Raw genomic sequence first — 11,358 nt, forward strand, 5'->3', positions numbered from 1 at the left:
TTTCATGCTGCGCTTCCTTTTCTGATGCTTGTGGCTGTCCACACAGACCACGTTTTATCATCAGCTCGAAGCGCAGCACCTCAACCCATTTAAGACGTGGGGCAGAGCCGAATACCCCATCTAAACAGCTAGGCCGCCCGCCGCACAAACAGAGCAGGAAGTCGTGCTCATAAATGCCGACAGCATCTCAGCCGTGGTGCGTCGCAGTGCCCGCACGCCAAGAGGGCGTTTTTCCGTGTGCCGGATTTGGGGGACCCGCCGAATGCCACCGCTGTCGCCGGCGGGCCGGCTCGGATTCCCGGCTTGCTGCCAAGTTGCGATCAGCTCAGGTCCGCCAGGAGACGCGCCACTCGCGGACTTGAGAATATGACGCGCAGCTTGAATTTATCTGACCTGAGAGTTCAAACAGGAGTACTTGTGCCTACACTGTTTCGCCGATTCCTACACTGTTTCGCCGAGATTGGGGTCGGATCATCATTCACCCATCTTGTTCCGTTCGGGATTGGGAATCCATGTCTCGCGCCTTGTCGTAACATGTCCATGAGAATCTCTGCGGCTGGAGGACGAGTTGTCTGCGGATCGTAGACAAGGCAGATCTCGCGTTCGACTAGGGGGTTCACCAACCTTTTCTGGATAAAATCACCAAACTGCATCATAGGCAGGACAAGGCTCGGCACCACGGATACGCCTATATCGGCGGATACGAGGCCCGCAACCGTGCCGATGTCCCGAGCTTCTGTGATGGTCCCGGTTTGGATTTCTGCAATTTGCAGAGCGCGATCCACCGAAATGCGAATGCTGCTCATGGGATCAAATGCGACGAAGTCTTCGCCAGTCAAGTCGTTCCAGGACACCATTTCCATGCCCGCGAACCTGTGAGATTTCGAGCAGATGCACACCAGAATATCCGCCGCTATCTGTTCGCAAACCAAATGTTCTTTCGCCTTTGGAAAGGAAGTGATCCCAAAATCGACGTGTCCGTCGGACACATATCGAACAACCTCGTTCGCGAAACCATCCTTTACCGACATTCTGACGTTGGGCCTGGTTTTCCTGAATTCGGAAATGACCGTTGGCAGCATAATTGACGCAACCGACGAAAGTGCAGCCAAGCTTACGATTCCGTCGAGTCCGTTTTGGTAGAGGTGGAACCGTGATAGCGCGCTGTCGAATTCCTCGAGAACACGGCGCGCGTTCATCAATAGCTGCTCGCCGGATGCCGTAAGGACGACCCTCCTTGTCGTGCGCTCGAAAAGGCGGGTGTCCAGTTCCTCCTCGATCTCCATTATCGTTCGGCTTAAGGCCGATTGAGCGATGTTCAAGGAGCGGGCCGCGGCGGTATACCCACCGAAATCCGCGATCGCGACGAACGCCCGCAAATGCCTGAGGGTGATATTGTTGCTCATTCGCGATCAATCTATGCCAAAGAAATGTTGGACGCAATGCTGCGGGAGGCGCCAGCATTTCGATCATCAGGACAAGCCCACCTGCGGATCGGACGTGAGAAATTCGATGCATTCGGGAAAGGCCGTCGGGATAAGGAGAACTACATGAGCTTCCCGTTTCAGGAAATGTCAAATTCCATTGGTTTGGCTTTGATCTCGTTGGTGCTGCTAACAAGGCCTATGAGAAATCGACGTTATGCGACTAGGCGCGATGTGCCGCATGACCTTGCCGTGGTGGTTGGGGATTCTCGCGGCACCGGTGCATCTTTCTGTGTGTGGCCTACCATCGTGCGCGCGCCGAACGCCGGATTGCAGTGAAGTGCTTGACTGGATCGTCGCACAACCTGGTCGACAGGCCGAGTGGTCAACTGCGGCTGTTCCTACACCGCCAACAAGGCGGACAGGGCGTAACAAACGGGTACGCAGAAGATGATTGCGCAAAGCCCCAAGCCGGAACTCCGGCTGCTCGCCTACCAGATTTTCATCCCGCCAACCCGCAATCCCGCTGAGCGCGACAGGCATCTGGCACGCGCCGCCGCCATGGTCTCAGATCGACTGTCGCGTGAGCCGGAGCCCATCGATCTCGTTGTCCTGCCCGAACTGTCCAGCATCGAATACTCTCGCGAAGCCTTCGAAGCCCTGGACCTTTTGGCGGAGTCGCTTGATGGACCGAGCTTCAAGACCTGGCGCGCTGTGGCGGAGCGTTTCGGCGTAACGATCGCTTATGGCCTTCCTGTCTTCACCGATGGCCTCCTCCAGATCACTCAGGTCGTCGTTGGCCCGGACGGAGATCGTCGCGGCGGGTATGCAAAGCTCCACACTGCCCAGTTCGGTGCCTCGATGGAAAAGGAATTCTTCAGCAGCGGCGACCATATTTTCGTCTTTGACGTTGCCGGGTTTCGCGTTGCGCCGATCATTTGCTACGATATTCGAATACCGGAGCTGAGCCGCACGCTGTGCGTCGACCACGGCGTAGACCTACTACTCCACTGCGGCGCCTATGCGCGGGATCTAACCTACTTTAGCTGGCACCATTTCGTGATAACGCGCGCGCTCGAAAACCAGGTTTATGTACTGAGCCTCAACCGGGCCGGCCAGGATTTTGGGGGTTCGATATTCTGTCCACCCTGGATCGACCAAACCCAGCCACCGCATCACTTCGGCGACGCCGAAGTCATCGAGACGTTGACAGTGACCCGGTTCGCGATCGCAGCGGCGCGCCGGACCTACCCCTTCCTCGCCGACCGGTTGGCCGACTATTCCAGCCTTCCTTTGCAGCTTGGATAACCGACCCATTCACCGGCATTGTGGCTTCCGTTCGCGCATCTGGCTCGCAACGCGTCGCGATGCAAAGTGTGGCAAGGCCCTTTCTGACGCCACGGCGGCTCATTTCGAAGACCAGCGTGTTGAAGACGCGGGCGCCGGACGCACCAATCGGGTGGCCGATGGCGATGGCGCCGCCATTGACGTTGACGATCGAGGGATCCCAGCCCATGCCCTTGTTGACCGCACAGGCTTGCGCCGCGAAGGCCTCGTTGGCCTCGACCAGATCGAGGTCCTTCACCGACCAGCCGGCCTTTTCCAAGGCCTTGCGTGAGGCCGGACTCGGGCCGGTGCCCATGATCTGCGGATCGACGCCGGCGGTCGCCCAGGACACGATGCGCGCCAGCGGGGCGATGCCGCGCCGGACTGCTTCGGCTTCGCTCATCAGCAGCGCGCCGGCGGCGCCGTCATTGATGCCGGAGGCGTTGGCGGCGGTCACCGTGCCGTCCTTGTCGAAGGCCGGCTTCAGCTTGGTCATGGCCTCCAGCGTTGCGCCGAGGCGGATATACTCATCCTGGTCGACGATGGTGTCGCCCTTCCTGCCCTTGATGGTGACGGCGACGATCTCGTCCTTGAATTTGCCGGCCTTCTGCGCGGCTTCAGCCTTGTTCTGCGAGGCGAGCGCGAACTGGTCCTGATCGTCACGGGTGATCTGGAACTGGCGGGCGACGTTCTCGGCGGTGTTGCCCATGTGATAGCCGTTGAAGGCATCCCACAGCCCGTCCTTGATCATGGTGTCGATCAGCTTGAAGTCGCCCATCTTGACGCCGGCGCGCAGGTGCTGGGCATGCATCGAAAGCGACATCGATTCCTGGCCGCCGGCGATGACCACCTTGGCATCGCCGGTGGCGATCTGCTGCATGCCGAGTGCAATGGCGCGAAGCCCCGAGCCGCAAACCTGGTTGAGGCCCCAGGCGGTGGTCTCCTTGGGCAAGCCGGCATTGATCGACGCCTGGCGGGCGGGGTTCTGGCCCTGGGCTGCCGTCAGCACCTGCCCGAGGATGACCTCATCGACTTCGCCCGGCTCGACACCGGCGCGCGACAAAAGCTCCTTGATGACGATGGCGCCAAGCTCATGCGCCGGCGTGGCGGCGAAGGCGCCGTTGAAGGAACCGACAGCGGTGCGCGCAGCGCTGGCGGCGACGATGGAAGTCTTGCTCAAGATGGCTTCCTCTGTGTTAGAACTGAGCCTTGGTTGGGGCACCGAACCTCAATTGACGATCGTTGCCTCGGTGGAATTGCGGAGTTCACTATCGGTGACGCCTTCCGCCAGTTCCATCACCTTGAGCCCGCCCTCAACGACGTCGAGTACGCCTAGGTTAGTGATGATCCGATCGACTACGCGCTGACCGGTCAGCGGCAGGGTGCAGGCCTTTAGCACCTTGGACTCGCCTGCCTTGCTGGTGTGATCCATGACCACGACCACACGCTTCACCCCAGCGACCAGGTCCATCGCCCCGCCCATGCCCTTGACCAGCTTGCCCGGTATCATCCAATTTGCCAGATCGCCGTTTTCCGCAACCTCCTTCGCGCCGAGGATCGCCATTGCGATCTTGCCGCCGCGGATCATTGCAAAGCTCTGCGTCGAGTTAAAGAAGGCGGAATGCGGTAGTGCGGTCACCGTCTGCTTGCCGGCGTTGATGAGATCGGCATCAACCTGATCGTCAGTCGGAAACGGACCGATACCCAAAAGCCCGTTCTCCGATTGCAGCGTTACCCGAACTCCCTCGGGAATGTGATTGGCAACCAAGGTCGGAATGCCGATCCCGAGATTGACGTAAGTGCCGTCTTCCAGTTCGCGCGCCGCCCGTGCCGCCATCTGGTTCCTGTCCCAAGCCATTCGTCTCTCCCCGACCTTACGCTGCCGCGCGCGTTGTGCGCTGTTCAATGCGCTTCTCGTGCACACCTTGGATCAGGCGATGCACATAGATGCCAGGCAGGTGACGTGGCCAGGGTCGAGGCTGCCGACCGGTACGATCTCCTCGACCTCGGCGACGCAGATTCTGCCGCAGGTTGCGGCCGGCGGGTTGAAGTTGCGCGCCGTCTTGCGGAAGGCGAGATTGCCTGACGTGTCCGCCTTCCACGCCTTCACAATCGACAGGTCCGCGACAATCCCGGTCTCGAGCACATAGTTCTCGCCGTTGAAGGTCTTGTGCTCTTTATACTCAGCGACCAAGGTGCCTACGCCGGTCTTCGTGTAAAAGCCTGCGATACCGGCGCCCCCAACGCGCATGCGCTCGGCGAGCGTCCCCTGAGGATTGAATTCGAGGTCCAGTTCACCGCTCAGATACTGACGCATGAACTCGGCGTTCTCACCGACATAGGATGAGATCATCTTCTTGACCTGCTTCGTCTTCAGCAGCACGCCGAGCCCGAAATCGTCGACGCCGCAAATGTTCGATGCAATCGTCAGCCCCGTCGTGCCAGCGTCCCGGATCGCGCCGATCAAAAGTTCCGGGACCCCGCAAAGGCCAAACCCGCCCGCAGCGATCGCCATCCCCTCAAACAATAGACCTTCCAGCGCAGAACCGGCGTCGCTATAGACCTTGTTCATGAATTTCACCCCAAGTGTTGACCACTACTCTGCCGTTGACACCGATCGCCTTGTGCGATGAACAACAGGCCGGATTCATAGTCTTAGCAGCGTTGTGACTGGCAGATAGTGCGACATTGCAGTTGTGTGAGCTGCGCTGGTCACCACGCACGTTCTCGCCGGACGTGCGGCTGGAGCCCATCCGGCGATCATCATGGCTTAGCGCTTGCTGACATCGCGATCGAGCGCACCTCACCAACTCCAGTCCGCCCACACACTCAAATACCCAATACCGTCTCGACCAGGTTGACCCAATAGCCGATGCAGTAAGGCAGGGCTTCGTCGTCAAAGTCATAGGCCGGGTTATGGCACTGAGCCGTCGGTCCATTGCCAAGGAAAATGTAAGAGCCCGGCCGGGCCTCGAGCATGAAGGCGAAATCCTCCGCTCCTATGCTTGGTCTCATCTTATCATCCACGGATTCAGACCCGACGAGACTGCGCGCTGCCTGGATCGCAAGATCGGTCTCCTTCGTGTGATTAAAGGTCGCGGGAGCGGAGCGACGGTACCTGAACTCGATATCCGCGCCGAATCCACGCGCGATTCCTTGGGCGGAAGCCAAAATCTCTTGCTCGGCGAAATCTCGCAGGCTGGATGAGAGGGTCCTGCAGGTTCCAGCGATTTCAACGTCGTCGGGAATAACGTTGTAGGCATGTGCGGCGCTCAATTTGGTGACGGTGATTACCAGTGTCTCCAGAGGATCTGGTTTTGCGCTAAGGTTTGCAGGCCGAGAATAATCTGTGCTGCAATGACAACGGGATCGATGGTCCTATAAGGGTGGGCCGCGTGGCCCCCTTGCCCTTCACGACGATATCGAAGTCGTCCTGCGATCCCATAAAGTAGCCGTGGCGGATGCCGAATTTGCCGACGTCCAGGCCCGGCCAGCTATGCATGCCGAGAACCTGCGATATGTCGAAACGGTCCATGATCCCTTCCTGAACCATCCTGAAAGCGCCCGTTGGCAATTCTACCTCTTCTGCCGGCTGAAAGATCAAGGCAACCGAGCCCTTGAACTTGCGCGTAGACGCCAGGTATTTCGCAGCGCCTAGCAGCATGGCCGTGTGACCGTCGTGGCCGCATGCATGCATTATGCCCGGGCTTTTCGACGACCAAGGTTTGCCTGACGCCTCAACGATTGGCAGGGCATCCATGACCGCTCTCAGACCTATCGTCGGCCCATCTCCCCCTTTGCCCTGTATCAATGCAACGATGTGCCGAACGAGGCTAGTTTCTCGGCTACGAACCTAGCTGTATTGTGTTCCCGATAATCGAGCTCAGGATTTTCATGCAGATAGCGGCGCCACTCGGTGACTTCGCGCTGCAGATCCCCGCCGAAAGCTTCAACGCTTCTCATGTTGCATTTGCCCCCTTTTTAGACACATTCCGCCGAGCCGTTTCGGTTGTACTTCTCCGACGGCGATCTGGTGGGAAGGGACAGCGGGATCAATTGAATCCCTTTTGAGTGCCAGATGGCGATCAAACGTCAATTCTTCACTTCGTTCAATCGCCGTTAGAATTCTTGATCCGAACCTGGCGATGATGACACACCAGAAAGAGAGATTTGCGCCAAATATGCCCTTGCTGTTGCAACATGGATGCCGCGAGGCGGCGCGGTTTGAAATGTAGCCAGCTTTTTGAGACGCACTTCGAGAGGCTGCGGATGACAGACAGCATAGCCGTCCGGCAGCGACCACCGAACCGTGGTCCAACGGAAAAGCCGAGCCAGGCTCTCCATCGATGCCCCCATAATGCTGTTACCCGCGCCAACGAAACAGAAGCCAGACAGAGGGTTTCTCGTTGTCAGGATCGTCGCGCTGCTTACGATAGATCGACATGGAGCGGACGCGCTCTGTCCCGCAGCTGAGCAGCAGCGATCGCGATCCGCTTGCAAGCCGATAATCTTCTCACGGCGACCTGCCGCGTGCGAGGTTCTACCGTCCAAAGTGGTTGCCGGATAAGTCCCCGCCGAGGGTGAGCGGCCAGCCGCAAAGATGCGCCGGCGGCGTTGGCAATTCGACGTTTGTCGCTCCTGCTAACCACGAACGGCTCCCGGGCCAGCACTACGCCTGCCAACGCGGCCTGCGGCGATCGAAGAAGGCCGCGATTCCTTGCGCGGCATCGGTCGTTTCCCACGCATTGGCCAGAAGTGCGACCGTCTCGCCAATGATCGCGTCGTCGATTGCCGGCCCAAGTCGACGTGCGAGCGCCTTGGAGGCGGCGACCGCCTGCGGCGAGGCCGAGCGATAGGGCCGAACCTCGGCTTCGACCGCCGCCTCCAGGTCGGCCGGTGGCACGGCACTGGAAATCAGTCCAAGCTCGCAGGCTTCGTTGGCGTCGAATATTCTGGCGGACATGAACACCCGCCGCGCTCGGCCCTCTCCCATCCGAGCCAACACATAGGGAGAGATCGTCGCAGGGATGAGACCGAGCCGGACCTCGGTGAAGCCAAACTTCGCGGTGTCGACGGCGACCGCGACGTCGCAGACGCTCATCAGGCCGAGACCGCCACCGAATGCCTGACCGTTGATGCGACCGATCAGCGGCTTGGGCAGTTCGTTGAGCGCGCGAAGAACCCGCGCCAGCTTGCTGGCCTCGGCGATTCGCTCGTCACGCGCGGCGGAGGCCTGCGTCCGCATCCAGGCGAGATCGGCGCCGGCACAGAAGCTGTCGCCCTCGCCCGTCAGCACCACCGCTCGCACCTTGTCGTCATTGGCGAGCACTTCAGCGGCGCCCGCGAGTTCGGCGATCATCTGTCCCGACATGGCGTTGTGCTTGTCTGGGCGTGCGAGCGTTAAGGTAGCGACGCCTATCTCGTCCGTCGTGACGCGGATGGTCTCGAAGTTCATGGCCGCTCCTTTCTCAAGCCGCGCGCGAAGCGTGCCGCCTCATCCAGTCGCCCCATATCGAGGCCTGTTTCATAACCCCTCCCGGCGAGCATGGCGGCCACGGCGAGCGTGTCGACATTGCCTTTGGCGCCCGGCGCGAAGGGGCAACCGCCAAGGCCACCGACCGCCGCATCGAAGGTGCGCAGGCTCCTTTCCAGACTCACCAGGATGTTGTCGAGCGCCCATCCTTTTGTGTCATGGTAATGTCCGGCAAGATTTTCGGGCGGTACCTCTTTTAGCACAGCATCGAGCATGGCCCCGATGGTTGGCGGCGTCCCGTGGCCGATTGTGTCGCCTAGGCAAATCTCATAGCAACCTATCTTAAAGAGTTCGGCCGCAACCCTCGCGGCGGTTGCCGGTGGTGTCGGGCCTTCGTAAGGGCAGTCGGTGACGCAGGAGACATAGGCTCGCACCGGAACGCCGTCGGCGGCAGCCGCAGCGAGCACTGGACGGAAACGCTCGAGGCTCTCGGCAATCGAGCAGTTAATATTCATGCGGCTGAAGGTTTCGGAGGCCGACGCGAAGACGGCGACCTCATCAGCCTTCGCCGCCCTCGCCGCCTTGTAGCCCTTCAGGTTGGGGACCAGGACAGCGTAGACGACGCCGCGCGCACGCCGAATGCCGGCCATGACCTCCGCCGCATCGGCCATCTGCGGCACCCATTTCGGCGACACGAAGGAGGTCGTCTCGATCTTTTGTAAGCCGCAGTCCGACAGCATGTCGACGAGCCGAGTCTTTTCCGCGGCCGGCACGAGGCGCCCCTCGTTCTGCAGACCGTCGCGCGGCCCCATCTCGAAGATGCGGACGAATTCGGCCATCGGGTCAGGCCTGCCGCTCGAGACACGTAAACGAGGAGCGGTGGCGCTTGCAGCTGACCGGCCAAGTCTTCATACGGCTAGTTGATGTGATGTCACCTGGCAAGGTATTGCCCTCCATTGCTCTAAGCGAACACGCCATTTGGTGCTTCATATATTCGCCAATGAGGCTGATCCAGTAATCATGAACAACAAGAAGAATGTCGACAGCAATCTTTCCGAGCGGGACGCCCGGAAGTTCTCTTTTGCGGCGTTAATCTTTCGTATGCAAAAAATTGAATCCATTAATATCGCCTCTAGAGCTGCAGCCTATTTCCCGACCAGCCTCACATCGACGGGGTAGATACCGCCTTCGGTGGCGATGATTGGATTGATGTCGAGTTCGGCAAGATTCTCCAGGCTCATTATTGCGTTGGACACGGACGAGATGAAGTTAGCTAGGGATCGCTTGTCGACTTTCGGATAATTCCTGAAACCGTCGAGGAGTTTCGCGACACGCGTCTCGTTGATCATGTCCAAAGCCTCCAAAGGAGAAAGCGGTGCAGCGCGAAAGGTCACGTCCTTGACCGCCTCGACCAGCACGCCCCCGGAACCGAACACAATCACCGGGCCGAAGACAGGATCGTTGGTGGCACCTACGAATAATTCTACGCCGCTATTCACCATCGGCGTGACGATGAAACCGAAGTTCGTCACTGGAGTGATCTGGGATGACATAGCATCCGCGATGTCATCCGCGGCAGCGCGCGCAGATTCTCGCGTTATGCCGAGATGCACGCCGCCGATATCGGATTTGTGCACGACCACGGACGAATCCAGCTTGACCGCACAAGACGTGGCAAAATTGGATACAGCCGCTTCTACCGACTTAGCATCGCTTGCAGCCGACCATTCCCCAGTATCGACCCCCAGGACCTGCAACATCTCACGGGCTGTTGTCTCTGCTGAGAGCCCGCTGGGAACGACAATGCGTTTGCTTTCAGACGTCACCCCGTGATCACGGGAGTTCTGTTTGGAAAGCCAATTCGCTCTTTCAAACAATGCCCTAGAGCCAGCCACGGCCCAATCTAGCGAGGGGAAAACCTGGATCCCGCCATCTCTCAAAATGTCGTCACTCTTAAGCATGCGATTGGCATAGCAATTATGAAATACCAGAGGGATGCTGGTGGTTTTCTTGAAAGCCACGATCTGCTCAGCGGCTAGATTTTCGCCTTCCAGGAGAGCCTCATTGAACCTGATATGGTAGCCTCCGAACATTCCTATTGTTAAAACAAGCCCCACTTGTACATCCGATGCCAGAATTTCGATGCATTTCGGGAAAACATCGGGAAGGGCATTGATGGCGCTGTACACGTCAATCGGATTTCCGACGGTTGCCTCCTCGCCAAGCACTTTTCGCAACCTAGCCTTGGTGTCCTCCGACAGTGATGCAAGCGGCACCCCAGCACGGGATAGTGCGTCAACGGCAAGGGTCGCGTGTCCACCGCCGTCAGTTAGAACCGCTACTCCTGTTTGCAGTTTGGGAAGGGAAGTAGTCGCGAGAAGTGCAGCAATAGGTAGAAGTTCATCAGATCGATCGACTAATATAACGCCCTTTTGAGGCAACACTCTCGACGCGATCTCATCCGCCCCGGCAATTGAACCAGTGTGAGAAAGCGCCGCCTTCCCACCTTCGATGGATCGTACGCCGCGGAGCATCACAATTGGGCAGTTTTGACTGACTAGCTCGGCCGCTTCGATAAAGCGCCGGCCGTTAGCGAAACCCTCATTGTAAATAGCAATCGATCCGGTACTTTTACGCCGCCCAAGCTCTTCAATCAGTTCGTCATATCCGACATCAGCTTGGTTGCCGAGTCCCACGATAACATCGAAACCTGGGCCATTGATCGAGCGATTATCCTCTAGTAGCGTCAAGATCATGCCGCCACTTTGCGTTAGGACACTAACCGGCCCTTTTGGCGGCAGTTCCGGCAAGCCGATTAGATCCGCTTGCGCTGTGCAATTCACCATTCCTGATGTGTTCGGCCCAATAATACGGACACCGCTTTCCGCTAAGGCATTACGCAATCTTTTTTCCGTTGCAGATCCGTTGTCTCCCCACTCTCCAAATCCATGCGCCACAACCACCGCGCCCGCGATGCCCTTTTTGCCGCACTGAATAAGGATATCCGGCACTTCTTCCGCCGGCCTAACGATCACCGCGATGTCCACACCGTCCGGAAGTGCACCGATGTCATTAACGACCGGCAAACCGAGGATCGTCCCTCCCCTCGGGTTGACCGGCAAGATCGGATGGCCG

At 58.8% G+C, this 11,358-nt stretch carries 8 protein-coding genes and 2 pseudogenes; 2 read left to right on the forward strand and 8 right to left on the reverse strand.

Annotated features, from left to right (window positions below):
• Nucleotides 1-401: 401 nt before the first annotated feature.
• Entirely contained in the window at nucleotides 402-1,406 is a 1,005-nt protein-coding gene (locus B5V02_RS00730) for a LysR family transcriptional regulator (protein ID WP_111542368.1), read from the reverse strand.
• Between B5V02_RS00730 and B5V02_RS40010 the strand changes: the two genes are divergently transcribed.
• A complete protein-coding gene (locus B5V02_RS40010; protein ID WP_146605990.1) occupies nucleotides 1,380-1,763 on the forward strand; it encodes a hypothetical protein in 384 nt (127 codons plus the stop codon). The two genes, B5V02_RS00730 and B5V02_RS40010, sit on opposite strands and share 27 nt — an antisense overlap.
• 111 nt (nucleotides 1,764-1,874) lie before the next feature.
• Complete coding sequence (locus B5V02_RS00735) at nucleotides 1,875-2,732, forward strand: carbon-nitrogen hydrolase family protein (RefSeq protein ID WP_111542369.1); 858 nt, start codon at nucleotides 1,875-1,877, stop codon at nucleotides 2,730-2,732.
• Here the strand turns inward: B5V02_RS00735 and B5V02_RS00740 are convergent.
• The 7 genes and pseudogenes from B5V02_RS00740 to B5V02_RS00770 all read right to left on the reverse strand — a co-directional run.
• Complete coding sequence (locus B5V02_RS00740) at nucleotides 2,620-3,933, reverse strand: acetyl-CoA C-acetyltransferase (RefSeq protein ID WP_281004884.1); 1,314 nt, start codon at nucleotides 3,931-3,933, stop codon at nucleotides 2,620-2,622. The two genes, B5V02_RS00735 and B5V02_RS00740, sit on opposite strands and share 113 nt — an antisense overlap.
• Nucleotides 3,934-3,978: 45 nt before the next feature.
• Complete coding sequence (locus B5V02_RS00745; RefSeq protein WP_111542370.1) at nucleotides 3,979-4,608, reverse strand: 3-oxoacid CoA-transferase subunit B; 630 nt, start codon at nucleotides 4,606-4,608, stop codon at nucleotides 3,979-3,981.
• Nucleotides 4,609-4,624: 16 nt separating this feature from the next.
• Nucleotides 4,625-5,322, reverse strand: a pseudogene (locus B5V02_RS00750) (CoA transferase subunit A).
• A 257-nt stretch (nucleotides 5,323-5,579) separates the two neighbouring features.
• Nucleotides 5,580-6,713: pseudogene (locus B5V02_RS00755) on the reverse strand (amidohydrolase).
• A gap of 706 nt (nucleotides 6,714-7,419) precedes the next feature.
• Entirely contained in the window at nucleotides 7,420-8,205 is a 786-nt protein-coding gene (locus B5V02_RS00760) for a crotonase/enoyl-CoA hydratase family protein (RefSeq protein WP_111542371.1), read from the reverse strand.
• Nucleotides 8,202-9,062 carry a hydroxymethylglutaryl-CoA lyase gene (locus tag B5V02_RS00765; protein ID WP_111542372.1) on the reverse strand — a complete coding sequence of 287 codons (861 nt, stop codon included), beginning with the start codon at nucleotides 9,060-9,062 and terminating at the stop codon, nucleotides 8,202-8,204. Before B5V02_RS00765 ends, B5V02_RS00760 begins: the two co-directional genes overlap by 4 nt.
• Nucleotides 9,063-9,368: 306 nt before the next feature.
• Nucleotides 9,369-11,358, reverse strand: a 1,990-nt coding sequence (locus B5V02_RS00770; protein ID WP_146605991.1) for an acetate--CoA ligase family protein, incomplete at its 5' end; no start/stop codon positions are given.

The sequence above is a fragment of the Mesorhizobium kowhaii genome, assembly GCF_003253745.1.
Lineage (GTDB): Bacteria > Pseudomonadota > Alphaproteobacteria > Rhizobiales > Rhizobiaceae > Mesorhizobium > Mesorhizobium kowhaii.